Source organism: Faecalicatena fissicatena (genome assembly GCF_016900595.1).
Taxonomy (GTDB): domain Bacteria; phylum Bacillota; class Clostridia; order Lachnospirales; family Lachnospiraceae; genus Claveliimonas; species Claveliimonas intestinigallinarum.
In genome coordinates, this window is record NZ_JACLYY010000012.1 from 1 (window position 1) to 19,330 (window position 19,330).

Below are 19,330 nucleotides of genomic sequence, written 5' to 3' on the forward strand. Positions count from 1 at the left end.
CGTGAAGGTGGCTCTGTTTCAGCATTACAATGGCTCAGAGTGACCGTGCAAACGGTTCTTACGAGTCAGAATATACAATGCAGGTCACGGATAACATAAAAATGTCCCCCTGAATTTGTACCTACAGTAAGCCCTGCAAAAATGGGGTGGCATTTACTCCTGCAATGCTTTATGATACTCCCATCTGGACTGAAGCCCGATAGAGAGATGTCCCCTCCTTGCTGGACAAAACCAGAAAGGAGGGGACATCTCTCTAAAGACAATTACATATTATTCAAAAAGCCCATTTAATTTCTATACAACACTTCCAAACAGAATCATATGACCTATCTTATATTAAGCATCTGCTCGAGCGAGTGCTTCCTGTAATTCAGGGTCGCACGCATAAATATAAATTCCTTCGACACCTCGTGTCATCAATATACGAACTTCATGCCGAAGGAGTATCTCTCCGAATTTTTGTCTACTGCCATCTGATAATGTTCGATTTTGCACTGCTTTTCTATTACAGCTTTCTGCTGGATCAAAAACTATTTTCCCTTTACGATATTTGACTGACGGTCCCAAAATGACACCTGCATAGTTTAAATCAAATCCCTGTATCGTAAAAGTTGACCCAATCTCGTCTATCGTCTGAGGCTGTTCGGCCCAAGCCAGACTTTTATTCTTCCTTTTTGTATTTTTATCCAAATCTTTTTCTAATTCGTAATTCCATGGTTTATGCCATTTTCCAATAATTACTTCCCAGTATTTTAACAGTCTTTTTTTCGCTACGGGCTTAGGATTATAGCTCCAATCATATGTTGCAATCATTCTGGATAATTTGTGATCATCATTCTTGGTCTTTTCTTTTATCGCCTTTTCCAATTGAAAGGGATCATCAAATATTTTAATTTCGTATCCCCCCTTTTCTTTAGGGATTGGATGGATTTCCTGCTTCTTAGTCAAACAATCAATCCAGTCTATGATTTCTTCAGACGCCTTGATACGAAGTTGCTTCGTTAATACAAAATAATTCCCTTGTTTTTTTGATAAAGCCCGGAAATATTCTAATTTTTCAAATTCCCAGTATTGTTCCGTAGTTAATATTTGATTTTCATCAAACATCACAACCGTCACCTTTGCTCGACACATAATGTCCTGCAGCTGATTCCGTCCCTTATAAGCCTGCTTACCCTGAGTCAATAACAGATGGGCCTCGTCAATAAAAGCAACATCTATCGGTGCCTCCGAAGTGTGATGATTGATAAACCGCGTTGGTTTCCAAATAATCTCCCCATATTTGTCTTCTAAACCTAGCTTTAACGCAATCTGCTTATAAACTCTTATTTGCTCATCATGATTGACAATCAAACAACATTGGAGTGATTTGTCTCCTTTTTCTTCCGCATAAGAATAGATGTCATAAAAAGTGCTGCTGTTAAGAACTGTTTTACCTGTTCCCGCTTCCCCCTCAATAAATATCAGCTGATTTTCCATCTCAGTATCCAATGCATTGAATACCCTGTCAATTATTTTATCTTTAATCTGCTCCTGTTCTCCTGTCAATCTATGAAGTGGTGAGGCTTTAAAAACAGCAGAATCTTTTATAACACTCTCCTGGGGAAACAGCTCTTTATTGTCTCTTCTGAGTTTTTTCCAAATCCTTTGAAAAATACTATCCATTTCAAAATCAGGATAATATTTTCTTTGTGGATTCCCACGCAAATTATGTATCTTGCGAACATGTTCCGAACTCATGAGATACAGCATTAATCGGTTCTCAATATCTAATGTTAATGACTTATTAAAGTGCTCATGACCAATAATATAGAGATTGGCATTATTTTTACTCAATGAATCGTTCCATTTTTCCTTCATACCAGTTGATCCAAAATGTTGTCTTGTTCTTTGAATAATATTATTGGTCTCACCTATATAAACGTCATAATCATCTGTATCTTTCCAGCTATGAATATAAACCGTAGGAAACTCTAAAAGAATTTCCTTGACTTTCTGCAAATCTTTAACATCCAGTTTTCTCTCTAACTCTTCTAATCCTTGTATACTGTCATTGATTTTTTCTACTATAGGATATTTCATCAGATTACTTTACACACCTCTTTTACCGCTCGAAAAACAACCCATATACCGAACGTCTAATACTGTTACTTGCATATCCTCACAGCTCCGTATACTTTTCTTTATGTCCGTACGCTTTTTCTACCGGATACTTCTCCGCATTCTTCTTTATCTTTTCCTGTATAATCTCATCCATATCCAGCCCACAGGTATCCGCCATCAGAATGCAGTAATTCAACACATCCGCAAGCTCTTCCCTGATCTTATCTTTTTTCTCCTCACACCTGACATCTTCTGCGCTCCACTGAAAAACCTCTAACAGCTCTGCCGCCTCCAGACTAATGGAGATTGCCAGATCCTTCGGATTGTGAAATTGCTTCCAGTTACGCTCGTCTCTGAATTTTAATACCTGCTCAATTGTTTCCTTTGTCATCTTTAACCCTCGCTTTTTGCATGCCCAGACATTTTTTCAGATAAGCAGACAAACGTTGATCTGTACAATATACATAACAACCTTTCATACCCCGTGTCATCAGTGTCCGATAAGTATTTTTTATGATTTCATCTGCTTCTTTCTCTGCCAGATACGGATTTTCTTTATATAATTTTTTAATTCCCTTCAACGACTGATCTGTTCTGGCTCGTCTTGTAAAGTCTGTAACAATCCTTCCATTTTCATATCGCATATCATCTCCAATAATGACTCCGACATAATCAAATTCCAACCCTTGAGACGTATGTATACATCCCGCCTCATGGACGGAATCTTCATCTATAGCATAAATAGTTGTATTTTTCAAATTCCAGCTAATTTCAAAATCTCCGATTTTTATATCGTATACAGATGAATCGTTCACTCCTTCTTTCTTCCAATCCCAACAGTATCCCGCCAAAATCCTTGCCCTGTTATGCGATGACCGATTTCTTTCAATGATCATCTTCTGCATTTCCACAGGTGAATCAAGTATTCTAATATCAAAATCAATATCAACCATATCAAAATTGGCAGTATCACGAATTTCCAATATATGATCCAGCCATGCCAGATATCCGTCAGACCCGTTACACCTAAATTGAGATATTAATTCCATTTCCGTAATCTGAGCATTTTCTTGGTCAGCCCATTTTCTTATCTCTCCTACACTTCCTATATCCTGCAGCGTGACTCTTTGTCTTTCATCAATAAAAAATACACTACATTTCGCTGCATGAATAATCTCTTTAATCTGGTTTTCACCCATGTTATGAAACATCCCGGATTTTTTATTCAAACGATGGGCTTCATCAACAAGAACTGTGTCAACCATATTATTTTCTGCTTCTGTATAAATTCCCGAGCCCTTGAACATATTATCAACGCTGCTTTTCCTTATACTGCCCTTTAGCTTTTTTCGATACACATTTCTTGGTGCGGAATTTTTAGATACATATTGACAGAACTGATCCTCTTTCGTCAATTCAGCAAGAAGATTCACTGCTACTACGCTCTTTCCTGTTCCAGGACCACCTTTTACGATCACGACCCGCTTATTGTCATCTTTGGCAGAAAGCCTTGCTTCATCCAAAATCTCCTCATAAACAACCTTCTGTTCATCCAGCATAATAAATTCACGATTGCCTTTCAGCATTTTGGCAATAGAGTCCTGCAAACTTTTTGATGGCTTAATACGTCCCGAATCAATCTTATAGATCAATTCTTTCTTATCACCAAGCCGAATACTCTTCTTAATGAAATCTCTCAGTTTTGTAACTTCACCGCGTGTAAATGCCGGGGCATTTTCCAGATATATTTCATACTGTTTGGCGTCAATTGGATCCTGCTCATGCCGTCTGTAATTGTGTAAATAGGCACATGGGAAGATGGAAATCATGCCCTCTTGCACAGAAGCATTGTAATCGCTGATCAGCATAGCATATGACCATGCCTGGTATGAAGGATGAACAACTTGCCTCACAGCATTTCCGGTATAAGTCTGTACCAGGCCATCCCGCCCCGGAACCGCTTCCAGTTCATCCCACTGTTTCAGTTCAATCAAGACAACATTGGCATCTCCTTTTTTTCCATAACCAGATATTAAAAAATCAACACGTTTCGATGTCTGGGGAATATTATATTCAATAGCAATCCCTGCATCCGACGGAATATCTTGATCATTCAGAACCTTATACATATATTCCATGGAATTTTCCCATGCACGAAATTCATTTTTTGCCGTGTGGCGATGCATTCTTTCATAAATATTGTTTTCAATTTCCACAGCAATTGTATCCTGCTCTACGCTTGTTAAGAAATTGTCTTTTGTTCCTTCATAAATCAGCATATGGTCACCCCTGCCATAGATTGTTTAATATATGTTCTATTCTATCATATTTACATTTTGTTGTCGCCTGCACAACCCTCTTACTATTGCTCATTTTTAAATTTTTCTAATTCTAACAGATATTTACCAAAATCCGACCTGCCGTTCCCGCCACACTGAGACTACTGCAGCCGCTTTCTCTCTGCGGCCGCATCAATCAGCTCCTTTGATTCCTGAAAAGCGTCCGGCAGATAGGCCTCTGTCCATTCTTTGCCAGCCTTTTCCTGCTTTTTGATCTCATCCCATCTGGTCAGCGCCTCGCCCGAATCGGAAACTATCTCTTCTCCGAATACATGGGGATGGCGCCGTAGCATTTTGTCCGTAATCCCCTGTATCACGTCATTCATCGTAAAGTAGCCTTCCTCTTCCGCTATCTGCGCGTGCATTACCACCTGCATAAGCAGATCGCCCAGCTCTTCTTTCAGATTTTCCGGATCCCCTGTCTCCTCCAGTATATTGATCGCACCGATCACCTCCGCCGCTTCTTCTATACACGTCTTCTTCAGGCTTACATGAGTCTGCTCCCTGTCCCACGGACATCCGTCCGGTCCCCGAAGCTTTGCAATAACCTGCTGGAATTCTTCAAACTTTGTCATGGTGTTTTTACTCCTTTGTCTTGCTGAGATTATTGTACCGCAAAATTGAGGAAAATGGGAATGGTGTGGGGTAATTTCATTGTGAAAATACTATTGAAGTAATCACTGCTCTCTTTACCCTGCCCCTTGTTCCGCCAACTGATTTTTCTATCCAAGGCGGCGCGCCAACTTGCGGCGGCGCGGCGCTTGCGACCTAGCCCTTGCCCCAACCACTCCCCAAAGCAAAGATCATTATGGAACATTTATCCCCTACCTAACCTCCACCCTCCTGCACACCCCATAAATCACAGGCTGCAGGGCGAAAACAGCTATGGCGTAGACCAAAATCAAAACTGGCGGGAGGCCCACCACTTTTCCACCGATCTCCAGCAGGCTGAAATCCTGGACTGCATTGTAGATATCCATGAGCCGGTCTGGGAAGAAGGAGCAGATTGCCGGCAGGGTAATGATCCGACTCAGGAAGGGAAGCACGCACAGCACCACAAATGGGGCCATGATGGCGATCACAGTGGAGCGGGTGATGGCTGACACGAGCATGGCGGCGGAGACGGCGAACATCGTTCCCACATAGCCTCCCAGCACGATGAGCAGGTAGGTCTCCAGGAACGTGGCATTGTAAAAATCTCTCCACAGCTCAAGCTGAATGGGACTGCCCGCCCCGCCGGCGCCGAGTACGAAGAGCACGATGAAGGTGTACGCAAAGATAAAGGCAGCGAACAGTGCGGTGGCCATCAATAGACCTGCCGCAATTTTGGCCAGAACCGCCCTGCTCCTTCCCAGCTTTGCCGACAGGAACACAGCGTCCGCTCTGAGCTGGAATTCGTCCGAAAAGATGCCTGACACGAAAAAGCCGATAAAAAGCGCCAGGATCATCATAAATGTGGAGATGTTTTTCAGGAGCGCTCCCCAGCCGTCAAAGTATTCATAGTAGAAGGGAGTGTCCAGACTTTTGTACTGGTCGAGAAGAAAGGCCTGCTGAGCCTCCGGGAAATCTTCCTCCCCGGAGGCAAACCATTCCTCCAGTCCGGAAATGCGTTTTTCATAGACCTTTGCGGCCTCGTCCTCCGTGATATTGTCAATGGCGTAGTAATCATACTCCCTCCAGGGGCTGTTGGCCAGATTGATCACATCGGCAATGGACGAGATCCCCTGCTTCTCCTGAAACATCCGGTTTTCAGCCTCTGTGGATCCCTCCGCGGAGCCGGACGAATACTCCCCGTTGATCCTGCTGTTCTCCTGGTAAACACTCCGAAAGACATCCCCCGTCAGATATCCGGCCCAGACATTTTTCTCCTCTCTGAGCTTTCCAGCCGCCCCCATTCCGGTCCTGTGGTTTCCGCTCTCGTCCACGTACTCCACTCTGCTGATAGTCAGCATGGACACGGCCAAAAGCACGATGACAAGGAGCAGGGCCGCTGTTTTGCTCCTTGTCCTGGAAAATACTTTTTTAATCTCAAATCTTATCATAGTCTTCACTCCCCGCTTTTTCTCCGAAATAATATAAAAATACATCCTCCAGCGTCGGCTTTACCGGAACCGCCCCCTGCAGCGGCCTCTCAGACGAGATGACCCTGAGCTTCACCTTCTCTCCCTCAGTCTTCATGTTTGAAATCCTGTACCTGTCGACCAGGGGCGGAACTCTCCTTTTCTCCACGCGGCAGCTCCACACCCTTTCCGGCATGGATCGGATGACCTGATCCACGGCGCCCTGCCGGATGATCCTGCCATCCTTCATGAGCCATATTTCGTTCGCTATATACTCTATGTCAGAGACAATGTGGGTGGACAGAAGCACGAGCCGCTCCCCGGACAGCTCGCTGATCAGGTTGCGGAAGCGTATCCTCTCGTTGGGATCCAGCCCGGCCGTGGGCTCGTCCAGGACTAATATTTTCGGGTTGTTCAGCATTGCCTGAGCGATCCCGGCGCGGCGCTTCATGCCCCCGGACAAAGTCTTCATCTTTTTGTTTGCCGCCTTTCCAAGTCCCACCTTCTGGATCAGCATTTTCGTCCTCTTCCTGGCAACAGCAGGGCGAATTCCCTTGATGGAGGCGATGTAGAGCAGATAGTCCTGTACTGTAAACTCAGGGTAAAACCCGAACTCCTGGGGAAGGTAGCCAAGCAGCTTCCTGTATTCCCCGTCCATGTCAAAAATATCCCTTCCCCTGTAGGTGATAGTTCCCTCTGTAGGACGGATGAGGGTGCAAAGCATCCGCATCAGCGTAGTCTTCCCCGCGCCGTTGACTCCCAGCAGTCCATAGACTCCGTTTGTCATGGCAAGGTCCACATGGTCCACAGCCGTGAAATCCCCAAAGGTCTTTGTCAGATCATTTAATCTCAGCTCCATCAGCTATTCCCTCCCAATCATACATATTCGTTTTCAGCATCCGGTACAGGACAAGGCCAAAATACGCCCCGGCCGCCGCCAGAAGAGACAGCCACACAGGAACCGTGAGCAGCGTGTACACCCTGTCATTGAGCACAAGAAACAGCCACAGGGCGCTCCACAGCATGCACAGCGCCGCCGCTGTCACCTCATTTACCCGGCTGCTGCACAGTGTGCGCAGGCAGATGCAGGCAGTGACCGTCATGGGTAAGAGGAATTCCACCAACAATTCCGTCACAGGGACATGCAGCCGGGACACAGCCACGCCGAAAAACAGGGTGAGAAGCAGGGTATCCGCCAGTCCAAAGAGGAGCATCCTGGCCGCGTAAATCTGTCTCAGTGTATAGTAGGAGGCCAGCTCGACCTCCATGCTCTGGCAGGCCCTGTTCTTCCAGATCTCCGGAATGACAAGGATGACAAACAGTGTGGCCGCCACCCCCATGCTTCTCTGCACATAGGCGTCATCCTCCACAGACACAAGGGCTATCCACAGCAAAATGAGCAGAGCGAGCTGACACAACCACCACCTCTTGCGTATCAGCGCCAGCTGTCCCCAGACAAATTCATGGAAGGTCAGCAGCCTGTCCTGCTCGGACAGAAGGAACGCCTCCTTTGACCTCCTGACCGTCTCCTGCAGTCTCTCCTCCTCTGCGTCTTTTTGCAGCATACTTCTGTACTTTTCCAGCTTGTTTTCAAATTCCATCTTCCTCTTCACCTCCTGGCTGCAGCAGCTGTCTTAGCACATTCTTCGCCTGTCTCAGGCGGTATTTGACCAGCGGCGTCTTAATTCCCAGAGTCTCGGCGATCTCCCGGAGCTTCAGGCCGCTGAAATAGTAGAGGATCACCGCCTCCCTCTGCTCCTCCGGAAGCTTTTTCAGGGCGGACTCTATGGCGATCCTGTCCAGAAGGAGCTCCCTGTCCGCAGAGCTCTCCCTGTTCAGATCTGTCTGTTCCAGCTTTTCTGTCAGCTCCCGTTCCGGGGCCGGCATTTCCTTTCTTTTTTTCAGATAGTCAAGGCACAGATGCCTTGCTATGGTGTACAGGTAATTTTTTGCCTTCTCCCTGTGACAGTAGGCAGACAGCCGGGCGAAAAAGCGGATAAAGGTCTCCTGGGTCAGGTCCTGGGCCTCCTCTCTGTTCCCACAGCGGCAGATGCAGTAAACCAGGATATCCCTATAATATTTTCGCACAAACAGATCAAAGGCCTCCTCGTCCCCCTGCTTCATCCTTCTGATCAGGACAAGATCCAAGTCCACACACCCCCTTTTCGCCTTTTATCCTTCCCTCTATTATATATAACGACTCAACCGTCCAAAAGGATAGTCCATCCCCACAGAAAATGCAGCCTTTCTGCGTCTTCTCAGATGTATATTTGGCATCAAAAAACACCAGGCCCGCAACCCGGACCTGGTGTCAAAAACCTCTGCCATACTCTCTTTTTTCTCTGCCCGCACTCTTTACCTTTCCCCGCCGTCCCTGCGCTTTCTGATCCTTCTCTCCCTGACAACACGCCCTTACGGGCGCTGACAGCAGTTCCTACTCCTCCAGGCTCCTCCTCGCCTCCCGGGTAATCTCCTCCGGGAACCCGAACACCTCCAGCAGGCGCACTGCGTTGGTCTGGCGGCAGATGCCGGGATGGATCCTGTAGTCAAAGGCGAGGCCCTGCTCGTAGGCCTCCTCGCAGAAATAGAAGCCTTCATACCCTGCCGGCCCGCTGACCAGATTTTCCGCGATCTCCAGGTCGTGGGTGGCGGCGATCACAAGGCAGCCCTTCTCCCGGAGATACTGAAGGACGGCCGTGGAGGCGGCGATCCGCTCCTTTGTGTTGGTTCCCCGCAGGATCTCATCTATGACAGCCAGCACGGGCCGGCCCTCATCCACCTTCCGGATGATCCGCTCCATGGACCTTATCTCCTTGATGAAATAGCTCTCCCCCGCCAGCAGGTTGTCCCGTATGGCGATGGAGGTGTACACGTCAAAGGGATACAGGCGGGCCCTGGAGGCGGCGCAGGTGTGGACGGACGCGGCCAGCACCGCGCTGATGGCCGCCGCCTTTATAAAGGTGGATTTCCCCGAGGCGTTGGAGCCGGTGATGATGCACCCGGTCTTCAGGGACAGGTCATTGTACACCGGCTCGTCGATGAGGGGATTATAGAGATCACGCAGCTCCAGCTCCCTGTGTCCGGAATACTCCGGCACGCAGAAGAGGGGGAGGCTCCTGCGGAAGGAGGCCGCGCACACCGCCACGTCCAGCTCTCCTGTGATAAGAAGGATGCGAAGAACCTCCTCCCTGTGGGCGCTGATCTCCTTCATGGCCCTGTTGTAGTGGACAAAATCCACCAGGAAGGCTCCCTTCACATACACCCTGACCAGCTCCGACAGATCTGTGCTGTACTGGCTCTGCTGCCTTTTGCGGAGAACCCGGAGCACCTTGTTCAGCTTTGCGGCCGCCTCCTTTGTCCCCTGGAACTTTTCCCGGAAATGTCCGCCGCAGATCCTGTCACTCTCTGCAAGATTTCCTGCAAGTGAGGTGAGAGCCTGAACCGCGCTGATGATTTCCAGATTGATCTCATAGCTGCTCCTTTTCAGCGCGTACACGCACATGTTGACGAGAAAAAGGAACAGGAAGGGCGACAGCATCTCCATATTTCTGAAGAAAATGGCGGCCCCAAGGCCGCCCAGAAGGCTGGCAATGAGGAGGATCTGCAGCACCTGGTAGACCCAGGGGTGCTCCAGCTCAAAAATCTCCGGCTCTGTGATGAGCTCAGGCACATAGCAGCTGTTTTCCCTTTTGCCCAGGTCAAACAGGCGAAGCTGTAGCTCCTGCCTTTCCTTTTCGTTCCGGTCCAGCCAGGTGATGTCCTCCTCCAGTGCCGCCAGCCTGTCCGGCTCTGTGTCCATATCCCTCATTCTCTTGTAGAGAACCTGCTCCCCCATCCAGGAGCAGCAGGTGTTGACCCTGGCAAAGACGTCGTCCATGTCCAGATCGCTCCAGGTGATGTCGTCCAGCCCGTTTTCTGCCTTTGTCTTCTCCCAGAGTATCCTGGTCTGCTCAGAGGGGCGCTCCCCCTCCTCCGGCTTCTGTCCGAAGGAGGAGAGAAGCCTTGCTCTCTTCCATTTTCTTCCTGTACGGTGGTTCCAGGCGGAAACCAGGACTGTAAAAACAACCAGGCCCGCCACTATGATCATACCTGTCATAATCGCTCCTTATCTGAAAATTATCTGTCTTTGAAATCTGATTTCTTCTATACATGTCTTCTTAAGACTTGCATGTGTCTGTTCCCTGTCCCACGGACATCCGTCCGGCTCCCGAAGCCGCGCGATGACCTGCCGGAATTCTTCAAACTTCGTCATAGTGTTTTACTCCTTTGTTGTGTTGAAGAATTGTAACATTTTTTCCATGTACTTTCTACTTTTTCTTCTTCCATTTCTCCATTTCTGCTATAATGAGATAAGTTCTAATAGAAAAAGCGGCAAAGGAGGAGCGCCATGCACTATGTGATCAGTGATATTCACGGATGCTACGATGAATACAGGGAAGCTCTGGAGAAAATAAATTTTCAGGACTGTGACCTTCTGTACGTTCTGGGTGACTGCATTGACCGGGGTTACGCCTCTGTCAAAGTCCTCAAAGACATGATGTACCGGCCTAATGTCATCCCGATCGTGGGAAATCACGAATATATGGCCCTGGATGTATTAAAGGACCTGTGTGTGGAGATCACAGCTGAAAATGCTGAAACACTGCTGGACGCGGAAATGCTTTTGAAGTATGCTGACTGGATGAAAAACGGGGGAGACCGGACAATCCAGGAGTTCCGCGCTCTCCCTATGGACGAAAAACTGGAAATCCTGGACTATCTTGGTGATTTTTCTCTGTATGAGGAAGTGTCTCTCAGCGGAAGGAATTACCTTCTTGTACACGGTGGTCTGGAGCCGTTCCGCGAGGGCATGGATGTGGAGGATTTCTCCGTGGCACAGCTTCTCTTCTCAAAGGCCGACTACGACAGGATGTATTTTTCTGACAGGTTCACTGTTACCGGGCACACGCCTACCATCTCACAGCCGGGAAATAAGGGGACTGTCATCAAACGGAACAACCACATTGCCATTGACTGCGGCTGTGTATTCGGCTATAATCTGGCAGTGTACTGTATGGAGACAGACCATGAAATCTACATTCCTTATAAACATAAAAAAGACTGCGGACCAGAGCCGTAGACAGAAGAAACTCCCCGCTCTCCTAAAACTCTTTCTTCTCCAGTATCCTCGCGCTGATAAATATGGAGACCGCCATCACGGCCGCCGCTGCGGCTATGCACACCGCAGCCACGCCGGCCAGTCCCATGCGCCCCATAGTCCTCACAGCCGCCTGCAGGGCTTCATTGTCCAGATCCGTCAGCTTTACGATGCCAAAGACGAGAGCCATGACGCCCAGCAGGACGATGAGCATGGCGATCCGTCCCTTTTCCGGCCCGAATTTGAGCTGGAAGGGGATCATGACAGCCAGGAAGAGGAGCAGAAGGGCCGCGCTCACTCCGGCAGTGAACAGGGTCTCTCCCATTTGCCCGGCGTCGGCCGTCCGGCCGGTGTACACAAGGATAAAGGCCAGGATGAGGAGGAGCCCCGCTCCGCCTGTCACGACACCGAAGATATATTTCTCCGCCGCGTATACTTTTCTCTCAAAGGGCAGCGTAAAGAGGAAGGCGTTACCGTTGTCGTACTCGTCGTAGCTGATGGTGCTCAGCACGAAAAAGGAGCTGACAAATCCCACATAGGGGAGCACAAAGGTGGCAGGCGACGACCCGGCCCCGTTTGTGATCGTGAGAAATGCCGCCATGACAAACACTAATATAAAGAAGTTTTTCTGATTTTTCAGCAGTTTGAAATCCTTGATCAATAATCCTTTCATACTCGTTCACCCCTTATCATCATTGTGATCATATCGTCGATGCCGCTGTTTTCTATCACGACCTTCGGATAGTTTTCCAGGTAAAACTGCTTCTGGTCCGTGAGGGCGCTGTAGCCGTAGGGCTCCTTTTTCACCCGCAGGAGATACTGCCGGTCCACAGAGGCGTACTGCTCCGGATCCAGCTTCAGAAGGCCGTAGCTTCCAAGCAGCACATCCGTCTCCTCGTGGAGGATGATGCGCCCCTCATGGATCATGTAGAGGTCGTCACAGATCCCCTCCAGGTCTGTGGAAATGTGGGAGCTGATCAGGATCGACCTGTTCTCGTCCTCCTCCATATACTCCCGCAGGATGCCAAGAAGGCTGTCTCTTGCCACCACGTCAAGCCCTGCCGTGGGCTCATCCAGCAGAAGGAAATCCGCCCTGTGGCTGATGGCGATGAGAAGCTTCAGCTTCGCCTTCATGCCGGTGGAAAATTCTTTGATCTTCCTGTCCACGGGGATCTGGTATCTGCGGCACTTCTCCAGAAAGTCCGCCCGGTCAAAGGTGTGGTAAAAGCCTCTCAGCATGGCCGCCGTGTCCCGGACTGTCAGATATTCGCTGACACCGGAATTGGACAGCACCACGCCCAGCCTCTCCTTATCGGCTGTTGTCAGAGCTTTCGTCTCCTTTCCCATCAGGGTGATCCGGCCGCCGTCCGTGTGGATCAGTCCCAGGATTGCCTTAAATGTCGTGCTCTTTCCCGCGCCGTTCTGTCCCACAAGGCCGGTGATACAGCCGGGCTGCACCTCCAGAGAGCACTCCAGAGTGAAGCGGTCGTAGTTTTTTCTGACATTTTCTAACTTTAACATAGCCTAGTCCTCCAAAATGAGTGAAAATAATTCTTTTATCTCTTCATCCTGCATCCCATATCTTCTGCCTTTCTGAATGGCCAGTTCAAGATCGGCTTCCACTTCCTTTCGCTTCTCTTCCTTCATCAGTTCCGTGTTGGAGGCTGCAATGTAGGTGCCTTTCCCGTGTACAGTAACTGTGAAGCCCTCCTGCTCCAGGTTGTCATACGCTTTTTTTACAGTCAGGGCGCTGATCTTCAGCTCCTTTGAAAGCGACCTCACAGAAGGAAGCGGGTCGTTTTCCTTCAGTTCACCTTTCAGGATCAGGGCCTTCACCTGCTCGATGATCTGCTCGTAAATCGGGATCATGGATGAATGGTTGATGATGATCTGCATATTCATCCTCCTTCTGATAAACAGTATATAACAGTATATCACTGTTGTCAACTGTTATATACTGTTTGTTCCAAACATTTTTTCCGGATTTTTATCATTGACTCTCCCATCATTTTAGTATAGTATATAAGTAACCAGTTACTTATATACTATACTAAGAAAGGAATGATTGAGACGTGCAGCTATCGGATCTGATTGAAAAATTCAGGCACACAAGAGACGGGCAGGCGCGGGCCGTCTTCAGCACCATCTTCATTGCGGGGAACCGGCTCCAGACCTCCTTTGACAGGGCGGACGGCCAGGTCACTATGAAACAGTTCATGCTGCTGACCATGTTGCGCCAGTCCGGGAAGGACATGACCTTCACCCAGCTGGGAGAGCTTCTTGGCTGCTCCCGGCAGAACATCAAAAATCTGGCCGCCTCCCTGGAGAAGAAGGGGCTGGTCACCATCTCCCGAAATCCCCGCGATGGCAGGGCCTGCGTCATCAGTCCCACAGAGCAGCTGCCACGATATTTTCAGCAGGCAGCTCAGCTCCACACAAGGAAGCTGAGGGATCTTTTTTCCGTCTACTCAGACAAGGAGATAGAGCAGCTGTTCCGGCTTCTCATGAAGCTGTACAGCGGGATAGACCGGCTGGAGCAGCCGGAACAGCAGTCGGAACAGCAGCCGGAACAAAAAGAGCAAAATGAGGGATGAAAGCAGGAGGGATACTATGAGTGAGACGATGGTGCTTTACAGCTCCAGATACGGAGCAGCCAGGCAGTATGCCCACATAGCAGCGGAGGAGCTGGGCCTGGGCGTACGGGATGTTCAGGATGTCAGGAGCGCTGCCAGCGGGGATATCATGAAAGCCGACCGTATCATCCTGTGCGGCGGCATCTATGCGGGAGGCCTCTCCGGCGTCTCCTGGCTGAGAAAGAACAGCGCGGCGCTTGCAGGTAAGAAGGTGGTCCTCTTCGCCGTGGGGGCCTCCCCCTGGGATGAGAGGACTGTGGGGCAGCTCAAGGAACGGAACTTAAAAGGACTGCCCGGGAACGTAGTCCTCTTCTACGGCCGGGGCGCCTGGGATGAGTCCGCCATGAGCTTTAAGGACAGAACCCTCTGCCGGATGCTGCAAAAATCAGTGGCCAAAAAGGACCCGGCCGCCTGCGAGCCCTGGGAGAGAGCCCTTCTTGAGGCCGCCGGCCGCTCCTGCAGCTGGATCGACAGAAAATATCTGGAGCCGGTATATGAATACCTGGCCGCGCCCTGAGAGGGACATCTGCCGGGATCTGCGTTTCCCGGGATTTGCAAAAGAGGGATGAGCCTACTGCTCATCCCTCTCTATCACATGGGTATCCATATTTCCGAAATCACTGCTCAGTGTAAACTGATCTTCAATCCCCTCTGTGAGATAAATCTGACCGTCCTGGGTAACCAGGATCATCTCAAAATCCTGGTAGTCCTGCCAGTACCGGGAAGCCTCATCCAGCCCCTTTACGAACATGGACGTAGAGAGGGCGTCCCCTCTTTTTCCCTCCTCCGTGATGATGGTAACGGAGGCCAGGCCGTTGTCCACAGGGTATCCCGTGTCCGGGTCAATGATGTGCCCGTATTCTTTTCCGTCTTCCCCCACAAAATACCGCTCGTAGTTTCCGGAGGTGACGACCGCGCAGTCGGAGGCAAGGAGCATGCCCAGGACTCCCTCGCCCCCGTCAAAGGGGCTGCGGATCCCCAGCCGCCAGTCTCCCCCGCCGGGCCTTTCGCCCACAGCCTGGATGTTGCCTCCCAGGTCGAGAAGGGCCGATGTGACGCCTTCGTCTTCAAGGAGCTGAGCCAGTATGTCCCCTGTGTATCCCTTTCCCACAGCGCCCAGATCAAACTCCATGCCGGCGGGAAGCTGGACTGTGGTGCCGTCCAGCTGCACCCTCTCATATCCCACATTGGCCAGGAGGGCGTCCAGCTCCTCCTGGGAGGGTATCCGGTTCTCGTCTGTGGTAAATCCCCAGGCCTCCAGCACCGGGTAGATGGTGGGGTCCAGGTCTCCCCCCGTCTCCTCTGCCATCTCCAGGGCAAAGCCCACAATATCCGCCGTGTCGTCGCTCAGGGTCACCGGATTTCCCCCGCTGTGATTGAGCTGGTAGATCTCACTGTTCTCATTTGTCACGGACCACTCGTCCTCCAGCTTCTCCACCTCGTCCTGGGCCTTTTCCAGGGCCGCCTGGGCCCCGTCGCCGTAGGCTGTGAGGGTCATGTAGGTGTCCATGGCAAAAAATTCCACCTGGGCCTGGTCTGCGCCCTGCCTTCCTCCCCCGGAGGACGAAGCCTGCCCGGAGCAGCCCGCCAGAGCCGCCGTGCTTCCCATGAAAGCCGCCGCGCACGCCAGGGCGGTCAGGCCGGTCCATCTCTTTTTATACTTCATCTGCATTCTCCTGTCTGTGATTTTTTCGTTCTTCTCCAGTATACAGGAAAATGCTCTGCGAATGAAGTACCAGTTTTTCTGTTTCTGCGTGATCAGCGAATTTTCTCCAAAATCTGAGCGATCATGGCGGCCCGGTTAAAGGGCACCATAAAATAGTATCCGTCCGTGATATCGCGGAGCTTTTCCGCGATCTCCACGGCGATCTCCACGCCCACCTGCTGGGCCTCCTCCCTGCTCATGTCCCTGTCGTACCGGGCGATGATCTCGTCGGGCACGCTGATGCCGGGAATCTCATTTTTCATAAACAGGGCGTTCCGGTAGCTTACAAGGGGCATGATGCCGCAGATAATCTTCGTGTCTATCCGGGATTTGATATACCGGATCCGCTCCATGTCCTCATCTGAGTAGATGGGCTGGGTCAGGAAGAAGGAGGCGCCTGCCTCGCATTTCTTCTCCATCCGCCTGATCTCCGCGTCCAGGTTGGCCCTTCCGTAGTTGAGGGCTCCGCCGTATGCCACCGGATCCCGGGCAAAATGCTCCCTGTTCATGCGCTCCAGGTATTTCATAAGGCTCACTGAGTGGAAGTCGTAGACGGAGGTGACCACATCCCTCTCCCCTGAAGGCACCGGATCCCCGGTGACAAGGAGGAAATTGCGGATGCCGTTCATGTAGGCGCCCAGTATCTGGGCGCCCATGCCGATGACATTTTTGTCCCGGCAGGCAATGTGGGGCATGGTCTCCACCTGCAAGCGGCCCGCCACCTTCACGGCGGACATGGCGGAATCCGCCCGCATCCGCCCCATGGGGGAGTCGGAGAAGGTGATCATCTCCACCCCGGCTGCCTTCAGGGCAGCAGCCGCCTCCATCATCCTGGCATCATTTCCGTCGTGGGGCGGGTCCAGCTCGGCGATCACCACCTTCTCGCCGGAGTAGAGCCGGCGGATGAAGGGGTTGCTGTTGTAGCTGATATCCTTGTCCGCCCTCTCCTCAGGCCGGTCTGTGAACCGCCTGGGGATCATCCTTCCCCCGGGCATCCGGGACAGCTGCCGTATGTAGGCTGGGCTAGTGCCGCAGCAGCCGCCGATAATGTTGACTCCAAGCCCCGCGATCTCCTCCATGGCCTCCCCGAAATAGAGGATATTATCCCTGTATACGTTCCGATTCTGGATCCGATCCGCATAGCCGGCGTTGGGGGCCGCGAACACCACCAGATCGCCGAAATCCTGCCTGCGCAGCACTTTTGCCAGATGGGCCGGCCCTACGCCGCAGTTGAAGCCGATGCCGTCGATCTCCGAGCTCTCTCTGGCTGTTCTGACCAGATCCGCTGCGCCAAGCCCGGCGTTGGTATAGCCGTACATGTTGACGGAAAAGCTGGCCATAATGAAGGCATCGCTGACAGAGCGGATCCACCGGGCCACAGGGAGAATTCTCTTAAAATCAGAAAATGTCTCGAACCAGATCAGCTTCACCCCCGCATCCAGGTGGGCTTTTGCAATCGTCTTGTATTCCTCCAGTATCTCCTGCTCGCCGGCCTCCTCTTCTCCGCTTCCGTGCTCCGGTATGGGTCCTATGTCTCCCGCAATGTAAACCGGTCTTCCGGGCGCCTCTTTTTCAATCGCCTCCCCGGCGATACAGCAGGCTGCCCGGACATTTTCATACACCTTCCCCAGGAGCTCCTCCCGGGAGGCCTCCCCCCAGGTCTGGGACAGGGTCTCTGTGTTGGAGGCAAAGCTGTTGGTCCGCAGAATGTCCGCCCCCGCTCTTATGTATTCCCGGTGGATGGCCTCGATCTTCTCCGGCGCCGCCACATTGTCCAGCTCCGGGAAGCGGCTGCCTCCCCCGTATATTTCTCTGTAGTAGGTTCCCATAGCGCCGTCTGTGACAAGCCGGCCTGACCGGAACAATTCTCTGAAATCTGTCTCTTTTTGCATTGATCAATCTCCGTTTCTAACTGCCTGGAAGGCCGTCTCCAGGGCGGCGATCAGATCCTCCGCCCGCTCGATCCCGATGGACAGGCGGATGGTGTTTGGCCGGATCCCCTGCTCCTTCAGCTCTTCCTTCGTGCACTGGCTGTGGGTGGTGGTAGCCGGATGGATCACCAGGGACTTTACGTCCGCCACATTGGCCAGCAGAGAGAAGATGGGCAGGTTGTCGATAAATTTCCGGGCGTCCTCTTCCGTTCCCCTGATCTCAAAGGTGAAAATAGAGCCGCCTCCATTTGGCAGATACTTTTTATATAAAGCATGAGTGGGCTCCCTGTCAAGAGAAGGATGATGGACAGCCTCCACCTGGGGATGGGCTGCCAGGTATTCCACCACCTTCAGCGCGTTCTCCACATGTCTCTCCACCCGCAGGGAGAGGGTCTCCAGCCCCTGGAGGAGAAGGAAGGCGTGAAAGGGGGACAGTGTGGCCCCTGTGTCCCGCAAAAGCACGGCCCGGACGTAGGTGACAAAGGCGCTGCCTGGCGCCGCCTCGGCAAAGGATACACCGTGGTAGCTTGGATTGGGCTCTGAAAGCCAGGGGTATTTGCCGGACGCTTTCCAGTCAAAGCTTCCGCCGTCCACGATGACTCCCCCAAGAGCTGTCCCGTGTCCTCCCAGGAATTTGGTGGCGGAGTGAACCACAATGTCCGCCCCGTACTCGATGGGCCGCACCAGGTAGGGGCTGGCAAAGGTGGAGTCGATCACCAGGGGGATGCCGTGCCTGTGGGCGATCCCGGCCAGCGCCTCGATATCCGCCAGGTTGGAATTCGGATTGCCCAGCGTCTCCGCGAAGATGGCCTTTGTGTTTTCCTGGATAGCCGCCTCAAAGGCTCCCTCCTCCTCCGGGTCTACGAAAGTGGCCGTGATGCCGCTTGTCTGCGGAAGGGTGTGGGCCAGAAGATTGTAGGTTCCTCCGTATATAGTCCTGGATGCCACAATGTGCTCCCCCGCCTTTGCCAGAGCCTGAAAGGTGTAGGTGATGGCCGCCGCGCCGGAGGCTGTCGCCAGAGCCGCCGTGCCGCCCTCCAGGGAAGCGATTCTCTTCTCGAACACCTCCTCCGTGGGATTGTTCAGCCTCCCGTAGATATTGCCGCCGCTTTCCAGGCTGAACAGATCCTGCGCATGCTGGCAGTCCTGGAACACGAAGGACGTGGAAGCATAGATAGGCACGGCCCGGGCTCCTGTGGCCGGATCCGGCTGATCCTGTCCTATATGCACCTGCCTTGTCTCAAAGCTCCAGTTTTCTGTATTTCTTACATCTTTCATGGTAGGTTCCTCCTCTTTTTCTATTTGTGTCTGTATCTGCTTTTGTCTGGGCCTGTTTCTGTCTGGGTCTATCCTACCACGGCCAGTCCTTTCCGGCTAATACAGAAAAAAAATAGCCGGTTATAGTTTCAAGCTATAACCGGT

The 19,330-nt window shown here is 51.3% G+C and carries 19 protein-coding genes; 3 read left to right on the top strand and 16 right to left on the bottom strand.

Annotated features, from left to right (window positions below; genetic code table 11):
- Nucleotides 1–336: 336 nt before the first annotated feature.
- From H7U36_RS11645 to H7U36_RS11690, 10 genes are all read right to left on the bottom strand, one after another.
- Nucleotides 337–2,082, bottom strand: a complete 1,746-nt coding sequence (locus tag H7U36_RS11645; RefSeq protein ID WP_205156209.1) for a DUF2075 domain-containing protein — start codon at nt 2,080–2,082, stop codon at nt 337–339.
- Nucleotides 2,083–2,161: 79 nt separating this feature from the next.
- Nucleotides 2,162–2,494, bottom strand: coding sequence for a nucleotide pyrophosphohydrolase (locus tag H7U36_RS11650; RefSeq protein WP_033125884.1), 333 nt, complete (start codon nt 2,492–2,494; stop codon nt 2,162–2,164).
- Nucleotides 2,475–4,382: a DUF2075 domain-containing protein gene (locus tag H7U36_RS11655; protein WP_205156210.1), complete on the bottom strand. Its 1,908-nt coding sequence runs from the start codon at nt 4,380–4,382 to the stop codon at nt 2,475–2,477. The genes H7U36_RS11650 and H7U36_RS11655 overlap by 20 nt, the downstream gene beginning before the upstream one ends.
- A 161-nt stretch (nt 4,383–4,543) precedes the next feature.
- On the bottom strand, nt 4,544–5,017 hold the full coding sequence (locus tag H7U36_RS11660) for a MazG family protein (protein WP_033125886.1): 474 nt from the start codon (nt 5,015–5,017) through the stop codon (nt 4,544–4,546).
- 29 nt (nt 5,018–5,046) lie between these two features.
- Nucleotides 5,047–5,259, bottom strand: coding sequence for a hypothetical protein (locus H7U36_RS11665; RefSeq protein ID WP_205156211.1), 213 nt, complete (start codon nt 5,257–5,259; stop codon nt 5,047–5,049).
- Between the two features lie 7 nt (nt 5,260–5,266).
- Complete coding sequence (locus H7U36_RS11670) at nt 5,267–6,484, bottom strand: ABC transporter permease (RefSeq protein ID WP_205156212.1); 1,218 nt, start codon at nt 6,482–6,484, stop codon at nt 5,267–5,269.
- Nucleotides 6,471–7,361: an ABC transporter ATP-binding protein gene (locus H7U36_RS11675; protein WP_033125889.1), complete on the bottom strand. Its 891-nt coding sequence runs from the start codon at nt 7,359–7,361 to the stop codon at nt 6,471–6,473. Before H7U36_RS11675 ends, H7U36_RS11670 begins: the two co-directional genes overlap by 14 nt.
- On the bottom strand, nt 7,342–8,103 hold the full coding sequence (locus H7U36_RS11680) for a hypothetical protein (protein ID WP_033125890.1): 762 nt from the start codon (nt 8,101–8,103) through the stop codon (nt 7,342–7,344). The genes H7U36_RS11675 and H7U36_RS11680 overlap by 20 nt, the downstream gene beginning before the upstream one ends.
- A complete protein-coding gene (locus H7U36_RS11685) occupies nt 8,093–8,656 on the bottom strand; it encodes an RNA polymerase sigma factor (protein WP_205156213.1) in 564 nt (187 codons plus the stop codon). The genes H7U36_RS11680 and H7U36_RS11685 overlap by 11 nt, the downstream gene beginning before the upstream one ends.
- A gap of 280 nt (nt 8,657–8,936) precedes the next feature.
- Complete coding sequence (locus H7U36_RS11690) at nt 8,937–10,598, bottom strand: MutS-related protein (protein WP_205156214.1); 1,662 nt, start codon at nt 10,596–10,598, stop codon at nt 8,937–8,939.
- 291 nt (nt 10,599–10,889) lie between these two features.
- On the opposite strand from H7U36_RS11690, the gene H7U36_RS11695 reads away from it, so the two are divergent.
- On the top strand, nt 10,890–11,621 hold the full coding sequence (locus H7U36_RS11695; RefSeq protein WP_138304115.1) for a metallophosphoesterase: 732 nt from the start codon (nt 10,890–10,892) through the stop codon (nt 11,619–11,621).
- Nucleotides 11,622–11,643: 22 nt separating this feature from the next.
- Here H7U36_RS11695 and H7U36_RS11700 read toward each other — a convergent pair whose 3' ends face one another.
- Genes H7U36_RS11700 through H7U36_RS11710 form a run of 3 tightly spaced genes read right to left on the bottom strand, consistent with a single transcriptional unit; the run spans nt 11,644 to nt 13,535 of the window.
- Nucleotides 11,644–12,312, bottom strand: coding sequence for an ABC-2 transporter permease (locus H7U36_RS11700; RefSeq protein ID WP_033125893.1), 669 nt, complete (start codon nt 12,310–12,312; stop codon nt 11,644–11,646).
- Nucleotides 12,309–13,160 carry an ABC transporter ATP-binding protein gene (locus H7U36_RS11705; RefSeq protein WP_033125894.1) on the bottom strand — a complete coding sequence of 284 codons (852 nt, stop codon included), beginning with the start codon at nt 13,158–13,160 and terminating at the stop codon, nt 12,309–12,311. The genes H7U36_RS11700 and H7U36_RS11705 overlap by 4 nt, the downstream gene beginning before the upstream one ends.
- A gap of 3 nt (nt 13,161–13,163) precedes the next feature.
- Nucleotides 13,164–13,535 carry a GntR family transcriptional regulator gene (locus H7U36_RS11710; RefSeq protein WP_033125895.1) on the bottom strand — a complete coding sequence of 124 codons (372 nt, stop codon included), beginning with the start codon at nt 13,533–13,535 and terminating at the stop codon, nt 13,164–13,166.
- 176 nt (nt 13,536–13,711) lie between these two features.
- Here H7U36_RS11710 and H7U36_RS11715 point away from each other — a divergent pair, with 176 nt between their 5' ends.
- Together H7U36_RS11715 and H7U36_RS11720 are read left to right on the top strand one after the other, a co-directional pair.
- Nucleotides 13,712–14,233, top strand: coding sequence for a MarR family winged helix-turn-helix transcriptional regulator (locus tag H7U36_RS11715; RefSeq protein WP_033125896.1), 522 nt, complete (start codon nt 13,712–13,714; stop codon nt 14,231–14,233).
- A gap of 16 nt (nt 14,234–14,249) precedes the next feature.
- On the top strand, nt 14,250–14,789 hold the full coding sequence (locus H7U36_RS11720; protein WP_205156215.1) for a flavodoxin family protein: 540 nt from the start codon (nt 14,250–14,252) through the stop codon (nt 14,787–14,789).
- 54 nt (nt 14,790–14,843) lie between these two features.
- Here the strand turns inward: H7U36_RS11720 and H7U36_RS11725 are convergent, their stop codons facing one another.
- The 3 genes from H7U36_RS11725 to H7U36_RS11735 form a co-directional block, all read right to left on the bottom strand.
- The gene (locus tag H7U36_RS11725; RefSeq protein WP_243426759.1) at nt 14,844–15,938 is read right to left on the bottom strand and encodes an FAD:protein FMN transferase; all 1,095 of its coding nucleotides are present in this window, start codon (nt 15,936–15,938) and stop codon (nt 14,844–14,846) included.
- A gap of 92 nt (nt 15,939–16,030) precedes the next feature.
- Nucleotides 16,031–17,869: a bifunctional homocysteine S-methyltransferase/methylenetetrahydrofolate reductase gene (locus H7U36_RS11730; protein ID WP_205156216.1), complete on the bottom strand. Its 1,839-nt coding sequence runs from the start codon at nt 17,867–17,869 to the stop codon at nt 16,031–16,033.
- A 3-nt stretch (nt 17,870–17,872) separates the two neighbouring features.
- A complete protein-coding gene (locus H7U36_RS11735; RefSeq protein WP_205156217.1) occupies nt 17,873–19,186 on the bottom strand; it encodes an O-acetylhomoserine aminocarboxypropyltransferase/cysteine synthase family protein in 1,314 nt (437 codons plus the stop codon).
- Between the last annotated feature and the right edge of the window lie 144 nt (nt 19,187–19,330).